Origin of the sequence: Caballeronia sp. BR00000012568055 (genome assembly GCF_029439455.1) — a bacterium.
Taxonomy (GTDB): domain Bacteria; phylum Pseudomonadota; class Gammaproteobacteria; order Burkholderiales; family Burkholderiaceae; genus Caballeronia.
The window spans coordinates 49,223-70,225 of sequence record NZ_JAQFVG010000337.1; the positions used below are offsets into that span (position 1 = coordinate 49,223).

The window sequence follows — 21,003 nt, forward strand, 5'->3', positions numbered from 1 at the left end:
TACGGTGCTGCTTATTTGATTTGGCGGTCAGACCTTGAGAATGCGCTCGCCGCGCCCGATGCCGGAGCTGCCGGTGCGAACCGTCTCCAGAATCGCGGTGGCGTCGAGCCCCTGGATGAACGCGTCGAGCTTGTCGGACGCGCCCGTCAGTTCCATCGTGTAGGTCTTCTCGGTCACGTCGATGATGCGGCCGCGGAAGATATCCGCCATGCGCTTCATCTCTTCGCGTTCCTTGCCGACCGCCCTTACCTTGATGAGCATCAGCTCGCGCTCGATGTGGGCGCCCTCTGTCAGGTCGACCACTTTCACCACCTCGATCAGGCGGTTCAGGTGCTTCGTGATCTGTTCGATCACGTCGTCCGAGCCAATGGAGACGATGGTCAGCCGCGACAGCGAACTGTCTTCGGTCGGCGCCACCGTCAGCGTTTCGATGTTATAGCCGCGTGCGGAAAACAGCCCGACGACACGCGATAACGCGCCCGGTTCGTTTTCCAGCAAAACGGAGATGATGTGTTTCATGTTCTATTCCCGATGAATATCCAGTGAAAGCTCGTCTTTGAAACCCGCGCGCCACGCATGTCCTTTGTGAAGACAGGCGCGCGCGAGCCTCGCGAGACAAACCCGCGTTACAGATCCTCAGACCCGAGCAGCATTTCCGTGATGCCTTTACCTGCCTGCACCATCGGGAATACGTTTTCGGTCGGATCGGTCTGGAAGTCGAGAAATACGGTGCGATCCTTCAGGCGTAGCGCTTCCTTCAGCGCCGGCTCGACGTCCGCGGTCTTTTCGACGCGAATGCCGACATGGCCATACGCCTCGGCCAGCTTCACGAAGTCGGGCAGCGCGTCCATATACGAACTGGAATAGCGCTTCTTGTATTCGATCTGCTGCCACTGGCGAACCATGCCCAGATAGCGGTTATTGAGCGAGATGATCTTGACGGGCGTGTTGTACTGCTTGCACGTGGAAAGCTCCTGAATACACATCTGAATGGAGCCTTCGCCGGTGATGCAGACCACTTCTTCGTCCGGATACGCCATCTTCACGCCCATTGCGGCGGGAAGACCGAAGCCCATCGTGCCGAGACCGCCCGAGTTGATCCAGCGGCGCGGCTTGTTGAACGGATAGAACTGCGCCGCCCACATTTGATGCTGGCCGACATCCGAACACACGAACGCGTTGCCGTCGGTCAGCTCATGGAGCTTTTCCACGACGTACTGCGGCTTGATGATGTCGCTCTTGCGGTCGAACGAGAGGCAATCCTTCGAGCGCCAGCCCTCGATCTCGTCCCACCACGTCTTGAGCGCGGCTGTGTCCGGTCCGTGTTCGGCGTGCTGAAGCTGTTCGATCAGTTCCTTCAGCACTTCCTTCACATCGCCGACGATGGGGATATCTACCTTGACGCGCTTGGAAATGGACGAAGGATCGATATCGATATGGATGATCTTGCGCGGCGACGAAGCGAAGTGCTTCGGATCGCCGATCACGCGGTCGTCGAAGCGCGCGCCGATGGCGATCAGCACGTCGCAGTGCTGCATGGCCATATTGGCTTCGTACGTGCCGTGCATGCCGAGCATGCCCAAGAACTTCTTGTCGGAGGCGCGATAGCCGCCGAGGCCCATCAGCGTGTTCGTGACCGGATAGCCCAGCAGATCGGCAAACTGATTCAGCTCGCGCGATGCATCCGCCAGAATGATCCCGCCGCCGGTATAGATATACGGACGCTTCGCCGACAGCAGCAGTTGCACGGCCTTGCGAATCTGGCCCGAATGACCTTTGGTAACCGGATTATACGAACGCAGCGACACGCTCTTGACCGGCTCGTACTTGCACGGCGCCTTCGACACATCTTTCGGAATGTCGATCAGCACCGGACCCGGACGGCCCGTGCGCGCGATATAGAACGCTTTCTTGACGGTTTCGGCCAGGTCGCGCACATCCTTCACGAGGAAGTTGTGCTTCACGCAAGGCCGCGTGATGCCGACGGTATCGCACTCCTGGAACGCGTCCAGGCCGATGGCCGCGGTCGGAACCTGTCCGCTGATGACGACCAGCGGAATGGAATCCATATAGGCGGTGGCGATGCCCGTCACGGCATTGGTGACGCCCGGACCCGAAGTCACGAGACACACGCCGACGTTGCCGGTGGCGCGCGCATAGGCGTCGGCAGCGTGGACAGCGGCTTGTTCGTGGCGCACGAGGATGTGCTGGATCTGGTCCTGCTTGTACAGCTCGTCGTAGATGTAAAGTACCGAGCCGCCGGGATAGCCCCAGATAAATTCGACGTTTTCATCGGCCAGTGCACGCATGAGCACGGTTCCGCCGATGGAGTCAGCTTCGTGAGGGGGTGTGGTATCCGACGTGGAGAATTCCGCGCTAGGCATATTCATTCGTGACCTTTCGAATTTTCGGCAAAAAATTGATCGGGTGCTCTCTGCCGGGCTTGTGGCTCGGGTTCAAGCGGCGCGTCTATTTGACAGGCGTGCTTCTTGGGCTCGCCTCAAAGCAGACATATTTCACTGATGATGCGAGTCAGAAAATGTAACAGTGGCTCACGAGATGGGTCAAGCAAAAAGTAACGGAATCGTCTTGACGACGCTTCCGAGCACCAGAACGGAGCGCGAACGAATGGTTTTATCCTCATCGGAGCGCAACAAAACGTCCCTAAAATTTCCGGGTATGACGAAAATTTGCTAGCATCCGCTGGTTTTCCCAGAACTCCACGACCCCTTCGACGCAAAAACGGACGCAAATTTTCGTGGCGTCCGGCTCCATAGGATGGCATCAGACAAGGAACTTGCCGATTTCCTGGCGGGCGTCGAACGACGCGCGTTCAAGCAGACTGTCTACACCGTGCGCGACGACGACGCGGCGCTGGACATCGTGCAGGACGCCATGATCAAGCTGGCGGAAAAATACGGCGACCGCCCCCCTTCCGAGCTTCCGCTCCTTTTCCAGCGTATTCTCCAGAATGCGACGCACGACTATTTCCGTCGCCAGAAGGTGCGCAACACCTGGGTGAGCCTGTTCTCCTCATTCGGCAGCGCCGACGACGACGAATTCGACCCGCTCGAAACCTTCGAATCGCAGGACAGCGCCACCGGCCACGAAAGCAGCGAGAACAAACTCGAGCGCGAACAGGTACTCAATCTGATCGATGCCGAAATTCAGAAACTGCCGGCGCGTCAACGAGAAGCTTTTCTCATGCGTTACTGGGAGGATATGGATGTCGCAGAGACGGCTGCCGCGATGGGCTGCTCCGAGGGTAGCGTGAAAACGCACTGCTCTCGCGCTACGCACACACTCGCGCAGGCCCTGAAAGCGAAGGGGATCACGCTATGAGTTCCAATCTCGAAACGAAGGAAAATGAGTTCGCGCTAAAAGTAGTCCGTGCGCTGGACGAAAATACGTCGAACATTCCGGCTGCGGCCGTGGACCGGCTCGCGCAGGCGCGCCGGGCTGCCATCGCGCGCAAGAAGCCGGAGAAAGTCGCGGTTGCCGCGCCGGCTTTCACGCCGGTTCTGGCGGGCGCGGGTGCATCGGTGACGATGGGCAGCGGGGAATCGCGTGCGCCGAAGGGTCGGCTGGGCCGCTTTGCACGGCTCGGCGGCCTCAACCTGATTTGGCCGGTGGCGGCGCTTGTCATCGGGCTGGCCGGTATCGCTTATTGGGAAGATCAGCAGCGAAAAGCCGAACTCGCCGATATCGACGCAGCCATGCTGTCCGACAGCCTGCCGCTCGACGCTTATCTCGATCACGGCTTCAACGCGTATCTGTCGCGCGATCGCGATCATTAAGCAAGTTACTGAGCGCATCACTGAGTCAGTCACCAAGTCAACGATTTACAGCGGGGGAAAGTTCGGGTGAGTTACAAGCGCGGTCTCGCGATTGTCTTCGGTTGCGCGATTGCGGGTCTGGTCGCGTTTGCCGCGACATATCCGCGCTTTTATCCCACCACGGCATCGACTCCCGCAGCCGCCGCTGCGCCCAATGGCGCAAGCGCTGGTACGGACGCAAGCACATCGCCGCTGGCGGCTCTGTCGTCCGATAGTCCGCTTTCCTGGAGCCACCTGACCGACGCGCAACGCGTCGCGCTCGCGCCTTTCGACAAACAGTGGGATTCCTTCAGCGATGAGCGCAAGCAAAAATGGCTGAAGATCGCATCGCGTTATCACAAGATGTCGGTGGAATCGCAGGAACGGCTGCATAAGCGCATGGAAGAATGGGTGCGCATGACGCCCGATGAGCGCAAGGTCGCGCGCGAAAACTATCAGGTGTCGAAATCCGTGCCGCTGGAAAAGCGCGAAAAGGCGTGGGACGCGTATCAGAAGCTCACCGAAGAGCAGAAAAGGAAGCTCGCCGCGACCGAGCGTACGCGTCGTCCGAATGTGGTGTCCGCGCCGCCTACGGGCAAGACCGAAGTGAAGGACATCAATCGGCTGGTTGCGCAGCGTGAGCAAGGGCATGCGTCGTCAGGGCATGGAGAAGCGGGATCGGCGGTTGTGCCGAACTCGTCCGCCGCGCCCGCGCAGCCCGCGATTCCCAACGCCGCGAGCATCGTGCCGGCCGCGCCGATTCCCGTGTCGCCGCAACAGGCGCCGTCGATGTACAACGGTTCCTGAGCGCATGAGCGCGCCTGCATCGGTCGGTATCGAATCCACTTTGCGCGCGCCGTCACTGCGCCGCCGTCTCGCCGCCATGCTCTACGAGAGCATCATTCTGTTTGGCGTCGTCTTTATCTCCGGTTATCTTTTCAGCACGCTCACGCAGCAACGTAACGGCCTCACGCATCACAACTGGCTGATGTCGTGGATCGGTCTCGTGCTCGCCGCGTATTTCGTGTGGTTTTGGAGCCACGGTGGCCAGACTTTGCCGATGAAAACCTGGCGTCTGAAACTGGTCGATTCGCACGGTCAGCCCGTCAAACCGCTGCGTGCTTTCGTGCGCTATCTGCTGGCGTGGTTGTGGTTTTTGCCGCCGCTTGCGCTGCATCCGCTGCTGTCGCTGGCCGTGCCACAGACGCTCATCGTATTTGGCGTGTGGGTCGCGTTGTGGGCGGCCACGGCATGGCTCGATCCCGCACGCCAGTTTCTGCACGACCGTCTCGCCGGCACACGCGTTATCGCTGTCGGCAAGTAATAAGAACTTCTCATGACTGTCATGGCTTAGTCACGCTCGCGTGGCGCAATGCGCATACCGAAACTCGATGCGCGAGCCAATGGCCTTGAACTCGACAGTCACACCGGCAATCGAGCCGTCCACCCTGCGCTTCCGCAACGCCGACCCGCGCGTCGCCCCCTTCGCCCTCAAGCCTTCCGATGCTCCCGATTCGACCGAAGCCTCCGGTGCATCGAACGCGCCGGCGATGGACGCGTCGCGGCTCTCCGAATCGGATCACGACGGCGACGCGCCCGATGGTCAGCATCGCTATCGAACGATCTGGCTGTCGGATATTCACCTCGGTTCGGGCGGCTGCCAGGCGCCGTATCTGCTCGATTTTCTGCGGCACAACGAATCGGAATATCTGTATCTGGTCGGCGACATCATCGACGGATGGCAGTTGCGCAAAGGCTGGTTCTGGCCGCAGGCGCACAACGACGTAGTGCAAAAGATTCTGCGCAAGGCGCGCAAGGGTACGCAAGTCGTCTTCATCCCCGGCAATCACGATGAAGCCGCACGCCAGTTCTGCGACCTCGCTTTCGGCGACATCCACGTGCGCGGCGAAGCTTTCCATACGACGCTCGCGGGCAAGCGCCTGTGGATCGTGCACGGCGATTTGTTCGATGGCGTGATCCAGCACGCCAAGTGGCTCGCCTATCTCGGTGACACCGCCTATACGCTGATTCTGCTGCTCAACCGCTGGTTCAATCGTGTGCGCACGCGGCTCGGGCTGAACTACTGGTCGCTGTCGCAGTACCTGAAGCATCAGGTCAAGAACGCGGTCAACTTTATCTCGCAGTTCGAAAAGGTCATGACCGACGAAGCGCGCCGTCGCGGCTGCGACGGCGTGGTGTGCGGGCATATCCACAAGGCGGAAATCCGCGAGATCGACGGCACGCTTTACTGCAACGACGGCGACTGGGTCGAAAGCCTGTCGGCGCTGGTCGAGACTTATGACGGTGAACTGAAGATCGTCTACTGGACCGTCATGCGTTCGCCGGAAGCGCGCTCCAGCAAAGCCAAAGCGACCGTCTGAACATGACCCTCCGATCCACGAACCGATCCACAAACGTTAGCGGGCAAAAGCGTATGAAAATCATGATCGTTACCGACGCATGGGAGCCGCAAGTCAACGGCGTCGTGCGCACGCTCAAGAACACGACGAAGGAACTGACCGCGCTCGGCCATCACGTCGATCTGCTCACGCCGCTCGAATTCAAAACGATTCCCTGCCCGACCTACCCCGAAATTCGTTTATCGCTGATGCCGGGCAAGCATGTGAACGAGCGTATCGACGCGTTCGATCCGGATGCGCTTCATATCGCGACGGAAGGGCCGCTCGGCATGGCCGCGCGTTCGTACGCGATCAAGCACAAGCTGCCGTTCACGACCGCGTATCACACGCGTTTTCCGGAGTATGTAAAGGCGCGCTTCGGCATTCCGCTGGTGGCGACGTACAAGTTCCTGCACTGGTTCCACAAGCCGTCACAGGCAGTGATGGCACCGACGCCCGTGGTCAAGAGCGATCTCGAAAAATACGGCTTCACCAATGTCGTGCTGTGGACGCGCGGCGTCGATCTCGACATCTTCCATATGATGGATTCGAAGGTGCTGAACACCGCGCGCCCGATCTTTCTGTACGTGGGACGCGTGGCCGTCGAAAAGAATGTGGAAGCGTTTCTGAAGCTCGATTTGCCCGGTTCGAAGTGGGTTGCGGGCGAAGGTCCGGCGCTGGCCGAACTGAAGGCGCGCTATACCGATGTCAACTATCTCGGCGTGCTCTCGCAGCCGGAACTGGCGAAGGTCTACGCCGCCGCGGACGTGTTCGTGTTCCCGAGCAAGACCGACACCTTCGGCCTCGTGCTGCTCGAAGCGATGGCCTGCGGCACGCCGGTCGCGGCGTATCCGGTCACCGGTCCGATCGATGTGCTCGGCACCGACGGCCCCGGCGCGATGAACGCCGACCTGCGCGAAGCCTGCCTCGATGCGCTGAAAATCCAGCGTGCCGATGCGCGCGCGTGGGCGGAACGCTTCTCGTGGCGCGCGGCATCGGAACAATTCGCTTCGCATCTGCGCAAGTTCGGCCCGCGCGGCGGCGCGAGCACCGACCGGGCGGCCGCATGACGCGACGCGCACTTGCGCAAGAGCGGGCGTCGGCAGGCAGCAATTCACGCGATCCCTTCGATGACGACATCGAAGAATTGGTCGATACACCTGCGAGATCGGCCGAACCGCCTAGCGAGCCGTTAAGTCCCGACGATCTGCCCTTTAATCCGTACAAGGGCAATCGCGGCTTCACGCGCGCGTGGCACGCGATGAAGAATTCGCTCTACGGCTTTCAGGTGGCGATCCGCGAGGAAAGCGCGTTTCGCCAGGAACTGACGCTCGCCGCCATTCTGCTGCCGTGCAGTCTGTTCGTGCCGGTCGCGCCGGTGGAGCGCGTGGCGCTGATCGCGTCGGTATTGCTGGTGCTGATCGTCGAATTGCTGAATTCGAGCGTGGAGGCGGCCATCGACCGAATCTCGCTGGAACGGCACGAACTGTCCAAGCGCGCCAAGGATCTCGGCAGCGCGGCCGTGATGGTCGCGCTGGTCTTGTGCGTGCTCACGTGGGCGCTGATTCTCTGGCCGCTTGCGTCCGCGTGGCTGACGCGTATCTTATAAAGACGAAGACTCTCCAGAGAGCCGCGTCCGTCATGCCGAACGACCGGTTTATAATCGTCCGACATTCTCAAAAAAGAGCAACGGAAGCGGATGCTGAAGCGCCCATCCCGGGCGCGCGCGTTTCGATGCCAAGGTCGGACGACATGGAAGCCAAACCACCCCGCCGCACCCGCGAACGGATACTCGAGCTATCGCTGAAGCTGTTCAACGATATCGGCGAGCCGAACGTCACCACGACGACCATCGCCGAGGAAATGGAGATTAGTCCAGGAAATCTGTACTACCACTTCCGCAACAAGGACGACATCATCAACAGCATCTTTGCTCAGTTCGAGCAACAGATACAGAAGCGCCTGCGCTTCCCGGACGATCATCGCCCGACGATCGACGAGATGTGGTCGTACCTGCAATACATGGCGGATTTTCTCTGGACTTACCGCTTTCTGTATCGCGATCTCAACGATCTGCTGGCGCGCAACCGCACGCTCGAGACGCACTTCAAGCAGATCATCACGCACAAGCAGCACTTTGCGCGGCAGTTGTGCGAAGCGCTCGTCACCGATGGCGAGATGGTCGCCACGCCCGATGAAATCAGCGTGATCGCGACGAATATGGGGCTGCTCGCGACGTACTGGCTGTCGTATCAGTACGTGATGAATCCGCGCAAATATAACGATCAGGAAGCGATTCGCGCGGAGCTGCATCAGGCGAGTCTGAATATCATTTCGATCATGGCGCCGTATCTGCGCGGGCGTTCGCGTCAACTCTTCGACGACCTCGTTTCCGGTAAGCTGCCGAAGCGCCAGTTCGCGGATTTCCTGCCGCAGCGCGAAGACAAAACGGATACCCCGAAGGATTCTTGAGCATGAAAGCAGTCTGTGTTTATTGCGGCTCCGCGACCGGCGCCCGCCCCGTTTATGCCGAAGCCGCGAAGGCGTTCGGCCGCGCATTGGTCGATGCCGGTTTATCGCTGGTGTATGGCGGCGGACGCGTCGGCCTGATGGGTCTGATCGCCGATGAAGTGCTGAACGCGGGCGGCCGCGCGATCGGCGTGATTCCGGAATTGTTGCTGGCCAAGGAAGTCGGCCACACGGATTTGACGGAACTGATCGTCGTGCCCGACATGCACGAGCGCAAAAAGAAAATGGCCGATCTCGCCGATGCCTTCGTCGCCATGCCCGGCGGCGTCGGCACCTTCGAAGAGTTTTTCGAGGTCTATACGTGGGCGCAACTCGGCTATCACCAGAAGCCGGTCGGCCTGCTCGACGTCAATGGCTACTACGATCCGATGATGGCGATGCTGCGTCATACGGTCGAAGAAGGCTTTATGCGCGCGTCGTTGCTCGACATGATTCAGGTGGCCGAAGATCCTGTTGAGATGCTGGCGAAACTCGAACGTTATACGCCGCCCGCGCATGACAAGTGGACGGATCATAGAAACGCTGTCTGAGGATTAATCGATGTCCAAAGTCATCCTGATCACCGGCGCGAGCCGTGGCATCGGCCGCTCGGCGGCGATTCTCGCGGGCGCGCGTGGCTGGTCGGTCGGCGTGAACTACGCATCGAACCGTGCTGCCGCCGATGAAACCGTCGCGGCGGTCGAAGCAGCAGGCGGCATGGCGATCGCGATCGAAGGTGACGTGAGCGACGAAGCCGCGATCATCGCCATGTTCGATGCCACTGAGCACGCCTTCGGCAAGCTCGATGGCGTGGTGAATAACGCGGGCATCGTCGCACCGGGTTCGATGCTCGCGGATATGGACATCGCCCGCATGAAGCGCATGTTCGATGTCAACGTGCTCGGCGCGTATCTGTGCGCGCGCGAAGCGGCGCGCAGGATGATGACATCGCGTGGCGGCAAGGGTGGATCGCTGGTGAATATTTCGTCGGCGGCGGCGCGGATCGGCGGACCGGGCGAGTACGTGGATTACGCCGGCTCGAAAGGCGCGATCGATACGCTCACGCTGGGTCTTGCGAAAGAACTGGGCCGCGACGGCGTACGCGTGAACGCGATCCGGCCCGGCCTGATCGAAACGGATATTCATGCGAGCGGCGGCAAGCCCGATCGCGCGCAGCAGCTTGGCGTGACAACGCCGATCGGACGGCCGGGTACGGCGGATGAAGTCGGTGAATCGATCGTGTGGCTGTTGTCGGATGCGGCGTCTTACGTGACTGGCGCGATTCTCGACGTCGCGGGCGGACGCTGACAGGCATCAGAAGCCGCCGTGCGCTTTCAGCCACGCTTCTTCTTCGGGCGATGTCACACGCCCAAGAATCCGATTCCGATGTGGAAAATGTCCAAAGCGTTCGATGACTTTGAGATGCTTGAACGCGTATTCGAGGTTCGAATCCACGCCGGTTTCGGCTTTTAGCTTTTCGAATAGGCGCACCGCTTCGCGCTGACTCGCCAGCGTTTCATCGTGCTCGAACGGCATATAGATAAACGCACGATGATGCGCGCTTGGCATCTTCATATCGTCGCCTGAGGCGATCATTCGGCGTGCCAGTGAAAGCGCGCGTGCATCGCCTGAATACGCGCGCGGCGTGTTCCGATGGCAATTGCGCGAGAACTGATCCAGCAGCACGATCAGCGCGAGCGTGCCAAGCGGCGTCGCTTCCCACTCGCGCAAACCGCCCGACTGCGCTTCGTCTAACAGCGCTCCGAAATGCTCGGTGAGCATTGCATCGAAGGCGCGCTTTTTCTTCCACCAGAATTTTCGCTCGGTGCCGAATTCGGGCGAATCAGGCGCGCCGAACCAAAGGTCGAGGACGGCCTGTGCGCGCGGATCGATGATCGTCAAACCAACTCCAGCACCAGGCGACGCGTACGCGCGCTTTTCTTCTCAAGCTTCGCAATTCGCAACGCGCCGATCTCGCTCGTATTGCGCACATGCGTGCCGCCGCACGGCTGCAAATCCACCTCGTCGATACGCAGCAGACGCACGCGCCCGAGGCCCATCGGCGGTTTTACGCTCATGGTGCGCACGAGTTCGGGACGCGCGGCCATTTCGTCATCGGTGATCCATTCGGTGCGCACCGCATGCGATCCGCCGATCAGTTCGTTCAGCTTCGCTTCCACCGCTTCGCGTTCGATCGGCTCGACGGTCGCGAGATCAAGCCGCGCGTAATCGGTCGTGATGCTGCATCCATCAACCGGATACGGCAGCGCCGCGCAGATCAGATGGCTGGCCGTATGCAGCCGCATGCGGTTGTATCGCTGCTCCCAGTCGATCTCCGCGCGTACTCTGTCGCCTACGCGCAGATTTGCGAGCGCGTCTTCCTGACCGGGCGCGGGAACGTGAACGGCATCGTCGGGCGTCGCGCCTTCGAATTTGGCTTTGCGTGTATCGGCGATGGCGATCTTCGTGCCGTCGTCGAGCGTGAACGTGCCGGCATCGCCCGCCTGACCGCCGCCGAGCGGATAGAACACGGTCTGATCGAGCTGAATGCCCATCTCGTCGATAGCCGTGATGGTCGCTTCGCAGTGCGTGAGGTAAGCGTCTTCGCGAAACAGTGCGCGTGTACTCATGATTCCGATTCCTGACGATGTTGCCGAAACCGCCGATGATGCACCCCGCGCACCCCGCCTGAACCGATACAAAAACGCGCGAATCAACCGGGACGGTTGCGCATCCAGTCGGCTGTGTCGAAGAACGACGTGAGCAAGCGTTCGCGCAAACTTTTGTCGATGCCGACATCTTCCATCGCCCAGGCCATGCAGCGCAGCCATTGATCGCGCTCGCTCGATGCAATCGCGAACGGCAGATGCCGCGCGCGCAATCGCGGATGGCCAAATCGGCTGATGTAGTGATCCGGACCGCCCATCCAGCCGCACAGAAACCAAAAAGTTTTGTCGCGCGAATTGTCGAGCGTCGGCGGATGCAGCGCGCGGATGCCGGCGAATTCGGGTTCGAGATCCATCAGATCGTAGAAACGATCCACCATCGCGCGCACGCGTTCTTCGCCGCCAATCAGTTCGAACGCGGTCGGCTGCGGGCTTTGCTCATTCACTTCGGTCATGACGCTCTACAAAAAATTACGCATCGCGCAGCGATTGCAGCGCGGGACGCGACAACACGCGGCGCAAACTCAGCCAGCCGCCGACGCCCGCACACACGATGCCCGCCACGATGCCCGTGGGCACGAGCCACGGATTGAAATCGATATGAAACTCGAACACGCGCGAAGCCAGCACGTAACCGATGCCCTGCGCACCCAGCGCCGCCATCAGCCCCGACAACGCGCCGACGGCGACGAACTCCGCAATCTGCACCGAGCGCACCTGTTTATGCGATGCCCCGAGCGCGCGCAACAAAGCCGACTCGCGCATACGCTCATCGCGCGTACCGGCCAGTGCTGCGTACAGCACCAGCACGCCGGCCGCGAGCGTAAACAGAAACAGGAACTGCACCGCGCCAATCACCTGCGCGAGCGTGCGCTGAATCTGCGCGAGGATCGGCGTGGTATCGATCGCGGTGATGTTCGGATAAACGTTGATGAGTCCGTCGATGGTGCGCTGCTCGGACGTCGGCAAGTGGAAACTGGTGATGAAGGTCGCGGGGAGATCGGAGAGCGCTTCGGGCGGCATCAGCACGAAAAAGTTGACCTTGAACGAGTTCCAATCGACCTTGCGCTCGCTTGTGACCGGCGCTTCGACCTGCATCCCGGCCACATCGAAACGCAGCACATCGCCGGTTTTGACGCGGATCGTTTTGGCGATGCCCTCTTCGATCGACACTTGCGGCTTCTTGTCCGTGCCGAACCAGGTGCCTTGCGTCACGCGGTTATCGTCAGGAAGCTGCGTGGTGTACGAGAGGTTGAATTCGCGGTCCACCAGGCGCTTGGCTTCGGGCTTGTCGTAGCTGTCCGGATTGACCGGCTTGCCGTTGATGGCGACCAGACGCGCGCGGACCATCGGTGACAGCGCGGCATCGGGCTGGCCGTGATTGTGCAGATAGTCGAGCACGCCCGCGCGCTGATCGGGCTGAATGTCGATCAGGAATTGGTTGGGCGCATCGGGCGGCGTGGCGTCCTGCCAGCCTTTGATGAGATCGTTGCGCGTCATGCCGATCAGCAACAAACACATCAATCCGATACCCAGCGCCGTAATCTGCAAGGAACTCGATCCGCTGCGCCGCTCCAGCGATGCCATCGCGTAGCGCCAGCCGACGCCCGCGCCGCTTTTCTCGCGCCGCACGAAGCGCGCCGCCGCCCATAACGCGACGCGCGCAATCGCGCCGAACAGCAGCAGCCCCACCGCAAATCCGCCCGCGACGATGCCGCCGAGCTTCAACTCGCCCGCCGCGACGATCAGCAGCGCCGAGAACAACAGCACGCCGACGCCGTACGCCGCATACGCGACGCGTTGGGCATCGCCGATTTCGCGGCGGATCACGTGGACGGGCGGCACGCGAGTGAGCGGGAGAATCGGCGGCAGCGCGAAGCCGAGCAGCAGCACGAGGCCCATCGCGATACCTTGCAGCGCGGGCCAGATCGTGGGCTGCGGCAATTCGACATCGATGAGCGAGCCCAGCCAGTTCAGCAGCACGAGATGCCCGCCGAAGCCGAGCGCGATGCCCGTCACGCTGCCGATCAGACCAATCGCCAGAAATTCGTTGAGGAACAGCGCGCGCAGCGTTCTTTGACTGACGCCGAGGCATCGCATCTGCGCGCAGCCATCCAGATGCCGACGCGCGAAGCGATGCGCGGCCATCGCGATGGCCACGGCCGCGAGCAGCGCCGTCAGCAGCGACACGAGCGTGAGAAAGTGGCTCGCGCGATCGATCGTCTGGCGCACCTGCGGCTGTCCGTCCGACAGCGATTCGAGCGCGACGCCGCGCAGCTTGCCGCCATCGACCTTGCTGCGTGCGAAGGTGGCGAAGCGCTCCACTTGCGCGTCCGGCCCCGCCACCAGCAAGCGATACGTCACGCGGCTTCCATAGCCGATCAAACCGGTTCCGGCGACTTCATCGGCGCGCATCATCAGACGCGGCGAAAAGCTGACGAAGGAGAATCCGCGATCCAGTTCGCGCGTGATGATGCCCGCCACAGTGAACGTGCGCGTGCCGACCTTGAGCGAACCGCCGACTTGCGTGTGAAGCGCGTCCAGCAACGCCTGATCTGCCCAAACCGTGCCGGGCGCGGGGATGCCTTGCGCAGCGGCATCGGGCGAATTCGGTGCGTTCGATAAACGCAGCACGCCGCGCAACGGATAGCCCGAGGTCACGCCCTTCACCGCCGCGAGCCGCGACACAGGCTGCGTCGCGGTCGAGCTGATCATGCTCGGGAAAATCGTCGTGCCGGCGGTTTCGAGGCCGAGCGAGCGCGCTTCGCCGGTGAACATCGGATCGACGGGATGATCGGCGCGCACGACGAAATCGGCGGCGATCATCTGGCGGGCATCGCGCGCGAGACCCTGACGCATGCGATCGGCAAGGAACCCGACGCTGGACAGCGCGGCCACGGCCAAGACCAGCGCGAGCAGCAACATGGTCAACTCGCCCGCGCGCCAGTCGCGTGCGGTCATGCGCCAGGCCTGGCGCACGGTCTGAGTGAAGCCGAGTCGGATAGTGGGATGAGAGTGGCCTGCTTTAAAGGCCGATGCGTCGGGTTTTGCAGCCGTGCTCAATCGTGCTTGCTCCGCAGCCGGTTCATGGGCGTATGCGATGGCAGCATATGCTTCGCCATCCGCGAGACGCCGCCGTGCACGCCGCGTACCAGACGCGGCAGCGCCCAGCCGGCGCCGATCAGAAACACGATCAGCATAACGAGAAACAACAAGGGCACGAACATCGACAGCGCGATTCCAAGCAGCGCGCCGACATCTTCCGTGGCGGAAGCCGCCCAGTTCGATACCGGCTCCGGCGACAGATTGATGAGCGCGCGCGTGCCCGCCTTCGCAAAATGCGATGCGCCGGCAAGCGTCCCGCCCGCGAGCGCGGCGATGGTCAGCATGGCGGGATCGGCATGGCCGAGCGATCCGGCGGCGAGCACGGCACCGGCCGGAATGCGGATAAACGTATGAATGGCGTCCCAGAGCGAATCGAACGCGGGGATTTTATCGGCGAGGAATTCGAGCACGGCAAGCACGGCCGCGACGCCGATCACCCACGGTGAACCGAGCACGGACAAGGAATCCGGCAGATGAATCAGCCCGAGCCGCTCGAACAGTCCGGCGATGAACACGGTGAGATACAGGCGCAGACCGCTCGCCCACGAAAGGCCCGCTGCGAGCGAGAGTGACTCAAGCATTGCCGCCTCCTGATGCGCCTGGGTGCCGACGTGCGTTGCGTCGGCGTGTTCGGCGCTGATGCGCGCCGTTCGCCTAAAGAAAAGAATCCGCCCGAAGCCGTGGCGCTTTTGTGTCGATAGGTGCTGAGAGCACAAAAAGAGTGCGCCTATTGACAAATCGCGCCAAACCGGCTTGACCTCAGACCATTATATCCACGCAAAAGCGGGCGGTGCAGCAAAGCTTTTAGCGATTGTCATTCCCGCTGGCGCGAAACAACACTGAAATTACCGATTCAGTGCCCAGACGACATTTTCAGGCCGATCAAGCCCGCCACGATCAGGACCGCGCTGAAAATCCGCGCCGCCGATACCGCCTCGCCCATAAACACGATCCCGAACACGAACGCGCCAACCGCGCCGATACCCGTCCAGACGGCATAAGCCGTTCCGAGCGGCAACTGCTTCATGGCCATCGCGAGCAGGATGAAACTGCCGAGCGCGGTGACGATCGTAAATACGGAAGGCCCGAGCCGCGTAAAGCCTTCGGACGATTTCAGCCCCGCCGCCCAGGCGACTTCGAGCAAACCGGCGATAAATAAAAGAATCCAGGACATCGGATGAACTCCCATCAGAAATGGGGCCGTCCCCGATGAAAAGACGCGCACGCGGTCGTCCGCGCGGCAAAAAACGAGATTGAACGTCAAATTCTAGCAAATCGGGGCGTCCCGGCGACGCACGAAACATGATGTTTCCATCGAATCCGTGTATTAAAGTGAAACGCACCGGCGTGATGCTCGCTGTCACGTCCTACCTAACGGTACCAAAGAGCCCCGAAAGGAGCGTTCATGGATGTCGATGCCGTCCTGCTCTCCCGCTTTCAGTTCGCTTGGGTCGTCGCTTTCCATATTTTGTTGCCCGCGTTCACGGTCGGGCTGTCGTGCTTTATCGCCACGCTGGAATTCAACTGGTGGGTCACCAAGCGCGATGTCTATCGCCGGTTATCGGCGTTCTGGCTGAAGGTTTTCGCGGTGTCGTTCGGAATGGGCGTGGTGTCGGGCATCGTCATGCCGTTTCAGTTCGGCACCAACTGGAGCCGCTTCTCCGATCTGACCGCGAACGTCGTCGGCCCGCTGATGGGCTACGAAGTGCTGACCGCGTTCTTCCTCGAATCCGCGTTTCTGGGCGTGCTGCTGTTCGGCCGCAAGCTCGTGCCGCAATGGGCACATGTGATGTCCGCGTGCTTTGTCGCGGCGGGCACCATCATTTCGTCGTTCTGGATTCTCGCCGTCAATAGCTGGATGCAGACGCCCGCCGGTTACACGCGCCTGCCCGACGGTCGCTTCGAAGTCACCAGCTTTTTCGATGCGATCTTCACGCCCTCCTTCCCCTACCGCTTAGGCCACACGGTCAGCGCGTTTCTCGTCACCGCGGGCTTCGTGATTCTCGGCGTCGGCGCAATGTACATGCTGCAAAAGCGCGCGCAGGAAGAAAGCCGCGTGATGCTGAAAATGTCGCTGATCTTTCTGATCATCATGGTGCCGGTGCAGATGGTGATCGGCGATTCGCACGGTCTGAACACGCTCAAGCATCAGCCCGCCAAGCTCGCCGCGATGGAAGGTCTGTGGGAATCCGGCACGCGCGTTCCGGCCAATCTCTTTTCCATTCCCGATCAGGAAGCGGAACGCAACCGCTTCGAAATATCGATTCCGGTCCTCGGCAGCCTTTACCTCACGCACGATCCGAACGGCTATGTGCGCGGCCTGAAAGACTTTCCGCGCGAAGACCGGCCGAATGTCGCGGTGGTGTTCTTCGCCTTCCACATCATGGTCGGCATTGCCTTGCTGATGTTCGCGATGGTGCTGTCGGGCATCGTGTTGTTCGCGCGCGGCAAGCTGGAAACGTCCACACGCTGGCTGCGATGCGCGACCTGGTGCATGCCGCTCGGTTTTATCGCCGTGATTGCGGGATGGACGACGACCGAAGCGGGCCGTCAGCCGTGGACCGTGTACGGCCTGCTGCGCACCAGGGATTCGGTCACGCCGTCGCTTACCGCTGCCGATGTCGGTCTGTCCTGGCTGCTGTATGTGCTGGCCTATCTGGTGATCTTCGGCGCGGGCTTCATTTTGCTGCGGCGGATCGTGCGGGTCGGGCCGGCGGAAGTGTCGCATGCGCATGAGAGCGCGCAACTGGAGCCGAAGTCGCGCGCGGCGCGGCCGTTGTCGGCGGTATCGGCGGGCAGTGGCGCGGGCGCGGTGGAATCGAGCGACGACATCGTGCCGCCGCGCGCATAAAAACAACCGGAGAAATCGCGATGCTCGATCTCGTGCCGCTGTGGGCCTGCATTCTGGCGCTGGCAGTGTTCATGTACGTGCTGCTCGACGGCTTCGATTTGGGCGTCGGCATGTTGTTTCTGCTGCGCCGCGACTCCGACGAACGCAATCTGATGATCAACTCCGTCGCGCCGGTGTGGGACTTCAACGAAACGTGGCTGATTCTCGGCGGCGGCGGATTGTTCGCGGTGTTTCCGCTGGCCTTCGCCATCATCATTCCAGCGGTTTATTTTCCGATTCTCTTTATGCTGCTCGGCCTGATCTTTCGCGGCGTGGCCTTCGAATTCCGCGAAGTGATCGGCGCGCGCAAATGGCTGTGGGATGCCGCGTTCGGCGTCGGCTCGCTGATCGCAACGTTCGCGCAGGGCTGCGTGCTCGGCATGTTCATTCAGGGCTTTCCGATCCAAGGCCGCGTCTACGTCGGCACGAGCTGGAACTGGGTCGCACCCTTTCCGATGCTTGTCGGCCTTGGCATGATCTTCGGCTATTCGCTGCAAGGCGCGACATGGCTCGTGCTGAAAACCGAAGGCGATTTGCAGCAATGGGCCGGCAAGATGGCGCGTTATGCGCTGATCGGCGTGATTGCGTTCGTGCTGCTCATCAGCATCTGGACACCGCTCGCCGATGCGCGTATCGCGGCGCGCTGGTTCGGCTTTCCGCAGAGCTTCATCTTTTCGCCGGTGCCGGTGTTGACTGCGCTGCTGGCTTATACGCTCTGGTCGAGTTTGAACAAAGGGCAAGAAATCGTGCCCTTCCTTTGCTCGATGGGACTGTTCTTTCTCGCGTTCACCGGGCTCGTGATCAGCTTGTGGCCGTTTATCGCGCCGCCGTCGGTGACGTTATGGGATGCGTCCGCCGCGCCGCTGTCGCATCAGTTTCTGCTAATCGGCACGATGTTCCTGCTGCCCGTGTTGATGATCTACGTGGTCTGGTCGTACTGGGTGTTTCGCGGGAAAGTGCGCGGCGATATGGGTTATCACGCGGAATAGCGCCTTTTTAAAGCTTCTCCTGCGTCGCCAAAGAAAGAATGCGCGCCCACTTGTGCGCTTCGCTGCGGTCACGCATCGGCAGATTCCAGGCGCTGTGTTTCGCGTCCTTTACATCGAGCACGACCTGCCACGCGCCGCTCGCCTCCTGCATACGCGCGCCGCGCAGGTCGGCGAAAATATAGCTGCCGGTTTCATCGCGCAAACGCACGTCGCATAAACGCTTGTCTTTAGCGACGCGCACGCCGCCCCACTCCGACTTCAACTCATGCGTCCAGTCGCCGTCGTGCCCTTTCGGCACGTTCGGCGCAATCTCGCGACGGCTCGCCAGCCAGCGCATCACGCCCGCCGCGATGATCGCGATCGCCACCACCGCCGCGCCGATCGCGACGCCCAGCCCGAAGTGCGCATCGATCGTGGTGAACGACCAGTACGCGCCATAAATCAGCAATCCTAATGCGATGAACGCAACGACGATCGGCATGACGCACTCACGTTTCGATAAAAAGAATTACTGCGTCTTGTGCTTCGCGTTCCAGTCGCGCAGCGCCTGCAAGGTGTTCGCGACGTGCTGGTCCGGCGAAAGGCTCGTGTATTCGTAGATAATCTTGCCATCCGGCGCGATCACGTAAGACACGCGATTCGCCATCGTGGCCTTCATCGGCAGCGAAGCATCGTAGGACTTGATGATCTTCGAATCCGCGTCCGCCGCGACCGGGAATTTGCTGCGGCATTCGCTGACGGAGAACTTCTTGAGCGTGTCGATATCATCGTGCGATACACCGATCACCGTCGCGCCTTCCGCCTTGTATTGATCGACGGCTTCGGCGAATTCGTGCGCTTCGATCGTGCAGCCTTTGGTGAAGGCGGCCGGATAGAAGTACAGCACTACCGGACCTTTCTTCAGCGCATCGGCCAGGGAATAGTCGTACACGTTGCCGCCCAGCGATGCAGGCGCGTTGAAGTTCGGCGCGGCATCGCCCGGTTTGAGCGTGGCGCCCGCCGTGAGCGGATACATGGCCACCGCGATGCTCGTCAGCGCCGCCGCCGAAGCAATCAATTTGACGATGCTCTTCTTCATACGCACTCCGTAGCTTGAAAGTCATGAAAGGCGAGCCACTGCGGACAACGTTTCTTCAGACAGTGTCCGCGTCCTCGTCCATCTGATGTTCGGCAAACCACGCCGCCGCTTCCACCTGAAGCCGCGCGAGCACCGCGGGCGTCAGCGCGTCGAAGCTCGGCTGATGCGTGCTGGCATCGATGGCATGCACATCGCCGCGTTCGGCCGCATGCGCGATATCGAGCAGCGCGCCCAGTTCGCCTTCCTGCGCGAGAATGGCTGCGCGGATCGGCGCGGCCAGATGCAGCATATCGAGAATCTCGGCGGGCTGCATATCCAGCACCACATGGACCAGCGAGAAGATGCCGGTCATAAAGGCGGAATCCGCAAAGGCTTCGTCGTCTTCACGCAGGGTACGCGCGGTCAGTTCCATGAAACGCGCGCGCGTGCCGACCAGTTGCAGCAGCGGATCGAGACTCCACGGCAACTGACGGCCTTCCGCGTACAGCAGCAGTTGTGCCCAGCGCGATAACTGCCGCGTGCCAGCCGCGGCGATGGCATCGCGCAAAGAAGCCACGCGCCGCCCGCGCGCGAACGCGCCCGAGTTCGCCAGCCGCAGCAATTGCACGACGATATCCGGATTGCGCTTGAGTTCGCTTTCCAGTTCCTTCAAGGCCGGATCGCTGGAGAGCACGGCGAGCAGACGCATCAGCGAGCCGCGTGCGGGACTGGCACGCCGCACCGACAGCACTTGCGGACGCGCGAAGAAGTATCCCTGAAAGTAATCGAAGCCCAGACGCTTGGCGCTCTTGAAGTCGTCGGTGGTTTCCACTTTTTCGGCGACCAGCAGCTTGCCGTGCGCCTTCACCGCGCGCGCCAGCGCAGGCAGCTTCGCGCGATCCGTCGCCAGCAGATCGACCTTGACGATATCGACGGACGGCAGCACGGCGAGCAGCGATTCGTCGAGACGGGTGACGTCGTCGAGTGCAAGCCGGAAGCCTGCGCGCCGCAACTGTTCGCATCGCCGGATAAGCGCGGCGTCGAATTCGATGGTCTCCAGCAACTCCAGCACGAACCGCGACGGGTCCATCAAGTGAACGATGTCGTCGAACAGCAATTCGCGGCTCATATTCACATAGCCGGAATGCGAACCCAGCACCGCCGATACGCCCAACTCGCCGATCGTCCGCGCGACGACATGCGCCGTCGCCTGCACATCGTCGTGGATGCGGGCGCGGTTCTCGGGGCTGTCGCGGAACAGGAGTTCGTAGGCGCAGAGCGCGCCGTGGCCGTCGAGAATCGGCTGACGTCCGAGATAGACGCTTTCGCCGGCCGGATCGGCAATCGGACTGTGCGGTGACGAATCGGTCATGGAAATGGTGCGGGTCGAACGCGTCACTGTAATCGAAAAAAACTTAAGTATTCATGATACGCAAGTTGGTCATACAAATCCCCGGCACTTTCCCGCACCGCAGCGGTGCGCTCAACCGCGCGGACTAAAGAATTTCCCGTAGACGCCGATATCTCGCCTGATAGAGCGTGCCGCGCCGTGTGCCGGCATGTCCCGGCGAGCG

The 21,003-nt window shown here is 61.3% G+C and carries 23 protein-coding genes; 12 read left to right on the forward strand and 11 right to left on the reverse strand.

Annotation, left to right across the window (positions count from 1 at the left end; all coding sequences use genetic code 11):
• Positions 1–27: 27 nt before the first annotated feature.
• Positions 28–519, reverse strand: coding sequence for an acetolactate synthase small subunit (ilvN, locus tag P7F28_RS29160; RefSeq protein WP_035939651.1), 492 nt, complete (start codon positions 517–519; stop codon positions 28–30).
• Between the two features lie 107 nt (positions 520–626).
• Positions 627–2,390, reverse strand: a complete 1,764-nt coding sequence (locus P7F28_RS29165) for an acetolactate synthase 3 catalytic subunit (RefSeq protein ID WP_277188354.1) — start codon at positions 2,388–2,390, stop codon at positions 627–629.
• A gap of 388 nt (positions 2,391–2,778) precedes the next feature.
• Here P7F28_RS29165 and P7F28_RS29170 point away from each other — a divergent pair, with 388 nt between their 5' ends.
• The 10 genes from P7F28_RS29170 (at position 2,779) to P7F28_RS29215 (ending at position 10,030) form a co-directional block, all read left to right on the forward strand.
• Complete coding sequence (locus P7F28_RS29170; protein WP_277188355.1) at positions 2,779–3,342, forward strand: RNA polymerase sigma factor; 564 nt, start codon at positions 2,779–2,781, stop codon at positions 3,340–3,342.
• On the forward strand, positions 3,339–3,797 hold the full coding sequence (locus P7F28_RS29175; RefSeq protein WP_277188357.1) for a DUF3619 family protein: 459 nt from the start codon (positions 3,339–3,341) through the stop codon (positions 3,795–3,797). The genes P7F28_RS29170 and P7F28_RS29175 overlap by 4 nt, the downstream gene beginning before the upstream one ends.
• Positions 3,798–3,863: 66 nt before the next feature.
• A complete protein-coding gene (locus P7F28_RS29180; RefSeq protein ID WP_277188359.1) occupies positions 3,864–4,622 on the forward strand; it encodes a DUF3106 domain-containing protein in 759 nt (252 codons plus the stop codon).
• Positions 4,623–4,626: 4 nt separating this feature from the next.
• The gene (locus P7F28_RS29185) at positions 4,627–5,139 is read left to right on the forward strand and encodes an RDD family protein (protein WP_277188361.1); all 513 of its coding nucleotides are present in this window, start codon (positions 4,627–4,629) and stop codon (positions 5,137–5,139) included.
• Between the two features lie 79 nt (positions 5,140–5,218).
• Positions 5,219–6,196 carry a UDP-2,3-diacylglucosamine diphosphatase gene (locus tag P7F28_RS29190; RefSeq protein WP_277188419.1) on the forward strand — a complete coding sequence of 326 codons (978 nt, stop codon included), beginning with the start codon at positions 5,219–5,221 and terminating at the stop codon, positions 6,194–6,196.
• A gap of 53 nt (positions 6,197–6,249) precedes the next feature.
• Complete coding sequence (locus P7F28_RS29195) at positions 6,250–7,284, forward strand: glycosyltransferase family 1 protein (protein ID WP_277188363.1); 1,035 nt, start codon at positions 6,250–6,252, stop codon at positions 7,282–7,284.
• Positions 7,281–7,823 (forward strand): diacylglycerol kinase, encoded by a 543-nt coding sequence (locus tag P7F28_RS29200; protein ID WP_277188365.1) that lies wholly within the window; start codon positions 7,281–7,283, stop codon positions 7,821–7,823. Before P7F28_RS29195 ends, P7F28_RS29200 begins: the two co-directional genes overlap by 4 nt.
• Before the next feature lie 143 nt (positions 7,824–7,966).
• A complete protein-coding gene (locus tag P7F28_RS29205) occupies positions 7,967–8,686 on the forward strand; it encodes a TetR/AcrR family transcriptional regulator (RefSeq protein ID WP_277188367.1) in 720 nt (239 codons plus the stop codon).
• Positions 8,687–8,688: 2 nt separating this feature from the next.
• Positions 8,689–9,273, forward strand: a complete 585-nt coding sequence (locus P7F28_RS29210) for a TIGR00730 family Rossman fold protein (RefSeq protein WP_277188368.1) — start codon at positions 8,689–8,691, stop codon at positions 9,271–9,273.
• Between the two features lie 10 nt (positions 9,274–9,283).
• Positions 9,284–10,030 carry an SDR family oxidoreductase gene (locus P7F28_RS29215; protein ID WP_277188370.1) on the forward strand — a complete coding sequence of 249 codons (747 nt, stop codon included), beginning with the start codon at positions 9,284–9,286 and terminating at the stop codon, positions 10,028–10,030.
• A 6-nt stretch (positions 10,031–10,036) separates the two neighbouring features.
• Here P7F28_RS29215 and P7F28_RS29220 read toward each other — a convergent pair whose 3' ends face one another.
• The 6 genes from P7F28_RS29220 to sugE all read right to left on the reverse strand — a co-directional run bounded on the left by P7F28_RS29220 (position 10,037) and on the right by sugE (position 15,667).
• On the reverse strand, positions 10,037–10,615 hold the full coding sequence (locus tag P7F28_RS29220; protein ID WP_277188421.1) for a DUF924 domain-containing protein: 579 nt from the start codon (positions 10,613–10,615) through the stop codon (positions 10,037–10,039).
• 5 nt (positions 10,616–10,620) lie between these two features.
• Positions 10,621–11,352, reverse strand: a complete 732-nt coding sequence (locus tag P7F28_RS29225) for an alanyl-tRNA editing protein (protein WP_277188372.1) — start codon at positions 11,350–11,352, stop codon at positions 10,621–10,623.
• 83 nt (positions 11,353–11,435) lie between these two features.
• Entirely contained in the window at positions 11,436–11,843 is a 408-nt protein-coding gene (locus P7F28_RS29230) for a group II truncated hemoglobin (protein WP_277188374.1), read from the reverse strand.
• Between the two features lie 16 nt (positions 11,844–11,859).
• Positions 11,860–14,349 carry an ABC transporter permease gene (locus tag P7F28_RS29235; protein ID WP_277188377.1) on the reverse strand — a complete coding sequence of 830 codons (2,490 nt, stop codon included), beginning with the start codon at positions 14,347–14,349 and terminating at the stop codon, positions 11,860–11,862.
• A 98-nt stretch (positions 14,350–14,447) separates the two neighbouring features.
• The gene (locus P7F28_RS29240) at positions 14,448–15,074 is read right to left on the reverse strand and encodes a DUF4126 domain-containing protein (RefSeq protein ID WP_277188379.1); all 627 of its coding nucleotides are present in this window, start codon (positions 15,072–15,074) and stop codon (positions 14,448–14,450) included.
• Positions 15,075–15,346: 272 nt separating this feature from the next.
• Positions 15,347–15,667: a quaternary ammonium compound efflux SMR transporter SugE gene (gene sugE / locus P7F28_RS29245; RefSeq protein ID WP_277188381.1), complete on the reverse strand. Its 321-nt coding sequence runs from the start codon at positions 15,665–15,667 to the stop codon at positions 15,347–15,349.
• A gap of 231 nt (positions 15,668–15,898) precedes the next feature.
• Between sugE and P7F28_RS29250 the strand changes: the two genes are divergently transcribed.
• Together P7F28_RS29250 and cydB are read left to right on the forward strand one after the other, a co-directional pair.
• Positions 15,899–17,344, forward strand: coding sequence for a cytochrome ubiquinol oxidase subunit I (locus P7F28_RS29250; RefSeq protein WP_277188383.1), 1,446 nt, complete (start codon positions 15,899–15,901; stop codon positions 17,342–17,344).
• A gap of 20 nt (positions 17,345–17,364) precedes the next feature.
• Positions 17,365–18,372, forward strand: coding sequence for a cytochrome d ubiquinol oxidase subunit II (gene cydB, locus P7F28_RS29255; protein WP_277188385.1), 1,008 nt, complete (start codon positions 17,365–17,367; stop codon positions 18,370–18,372).
• A 7-nt stretch (positions 18,373–18,379) separates the two neighbouring features.
• On the opposite strand, the gene P7F28_RS29260 is transcribed toward cydB, so the two are convergent.
• The 3 genes from P7F28_RS29260 to P7F28_RS29270 are packed head-to-tail and all read right to left on the reverse strand — an operon-like array spanning position 18,380 to position 20,801.
• On the reverse strand, positions 18,380–18,853 hold the full coding sequence (locus P7F28_RS29260; protein WP_277188387.1) for a hypothetical protein: 474 nt from the start codon (positions 18,851–18,853) through the stop codon (positions 18,380–18,382).
• A gap of 27 nt (positions 18,854–18,880) precedes the next feature.
• Positions 18,881–19,450 carry a peroxiredoxin gene (locus tag P7F28_RS29265; protein ID WP_277188389.1) on the reverse strand — a complete coding sequence of 190 codons (570 nt, stop codon included), beginning with the start codon at positions 19,448–19,450 and terminating at the stop codon, positions 18,881–18,883.
• Between the two features lie 55 nt (positions 19,451–19,505).
• Complete coding sequence (locus P7F28_RS29270) at positions 19,506–20,801, reverse strand: EAL domain-containing protein (RefSeq protein WP_277188391.1); 1,296 nt, start codon at positions 20,799–20,801, stop codon at positions 19,506–19,508.
• Between the last annotated feature and the right edge of the window lie 202 nt (positions 20,802–21,003).

What these genes read in the sequence shown, in the direction of transcription:
- ilvN (WP_035939651.1), bottom strand. Translation starts at nt 519, where the DNA reads ATGAAACACATCATCTCCGTTTTGCTGGAAAACGAACCGGGCGCGTTA.
- P7F28_RS29165 (WP_277188354.1), bottom strand. Translation starts at nt 2,390, where the DNA reads ATGAATATGCCTAGCGCGGAATTCTCCACGTCGGATACCACACCCCCT.
- P7F28_RS29170 (WP_277188355.1), top strand. Translation starts at nt 2,779, where the DNA reads ATGGCATCAGACAAGGAACTTGCCGATTTCCTGGCGGGCGTCGAACGA.
- P7F28_RS29175 (WP_277188357.1), top strand. Translation starts at nt 3,339, where the DNA reads ATGAGTTCCAATCTCGAAACGAAGGAAAATGAGTTCGCGCTAAAAGTA.
- P7F28_RS29185 (WP_277188361.1), top strand. Translation starts at nt 4,627, where the DNA reads ATGAGCGCGCCTGCATCGGTCGGTATCGAATCCACTTTGCGCGCGCCG.
- P7F28_RS29190 (WP_277188419.1), top strand. Translation starts at nt 5,219, where the DNA reads ATGGCCTTGAACTCGACAGTCACACCGGCAATCGAGCCGTCCACCCTG.
- P7F28_RS29195 (WP_277188363.1), top strand. Translation starts at nt 6,250, where the DNA reads ATGAAAATCATGATCGTTACCGACGCATGGGAGCCGCAAGTCAACGGC.
- P7F28_RS29200 (WP_277188365.1), top strand. Translation starts at nt 7,281, where the DNA reads ATGACGCGACGCGCACTTGCGCAAGAGCGGGCGTCGGCAGGCAGCAAT.
- P7F28_RS29205 (WP_277188367.1), top strand. Translation starts at nt 7,967, where the DNA reads ATGGAAGCCAAACCACCCCGCCGCACCCGCGAACGGATACTCGAGCTA.
- P7F28_RS29210 (WP_277188368.1), top strand. Translation starts at nt 8,689, where the DNA reads ATGAAAGCAGTCTGTGTTTATTGCGGCTCCGCGACCGGCGCCCGCCCC.
- P7F28_RS29215 (WP_277188370.1), top strand. Translation starts at nt 9,284, where the DNA reads ATGTCCAAAGTCATCCTGATCACCGGCGCGAGCCGTGGCATCGGCCGC.
- P7F28_RS29225 (WP_277188372.1), bottom strand. Translation starts at nt 11,352, where the DNA reads ATGAGTACACGCGCACTGTTTCGCGAAGACGCTTACCTCACGCACTGC.
- P7F28_RS29230 (WP_277188374.1), bottom strand. Translation starts at nt 11,843, where the DNA reads ATGACCGAAGTGAATGAGCAAAGCCCGCAGCCGACCGCGTTCGAACTG.
- P7F28_RS29235 (WP_277188377.1), bottom strand. Translation starts at nt 14,349, where the DNA reads ATGACCGCACGCGACTGGCGCGCGGGCGAGTTGACCATGTTGCTGCTC.
- P7F28_RS29240 (WP_277188379.1), bottom strand. Translation starts at nt 15,074, where the DNA reads ATGCTTGAGTCACTCTCGCTCGCAGCGGGCCTTTCGTGGGCGAGCGGT.
- sugE (WP_277188381.1), bottom strand. Translation starts at nt 15,667, where the DNA reads ATGTCCTGGATTCTTTTATTTATCGCCGGTTTGCTCGAAGTCGCCTGG.
- P7F28_RS29250 (WP_277188383.1), top strand. Translation starts at nt 15,899, where the DNA reads ATGGATGTCGATGCCGTCCTGCTCTCCCGCTTTCAGTTCGCTTGGGTC.
- cydB (WP_277188385.1), top strand. Translation starts at nt 17,365, where the DNA reads ATGCTCGATCTCGTGCCGCTGTGGGCCTGCATTCTGGCGCTGGCAGTG.
- P7F28_RS29260 (WP_277188387.1), bottom strand. Translation starts at nt 18,853, where the DNA reads ATGCCGATCGTCGTTGCGTTCATCGCATTAGGATTGCTGATTTATGGC.
- P7F28_RS29265 (WP_277188389.1), bottom strand. Translation starts at nt 19,450, where the DNA reads ATGAAGAAGAGCATCGTCAAATTGATTGCTTCGGCGGCGGCGCTGACG.
- P7F28_RS29270 (WP_277188391.1), bottom strand. Translation starts at nt 20,801, where the DNA reads ATGACCGATTCGTCACCGCACAGTCCGATTGCCGATCCGGCCGGCGAA.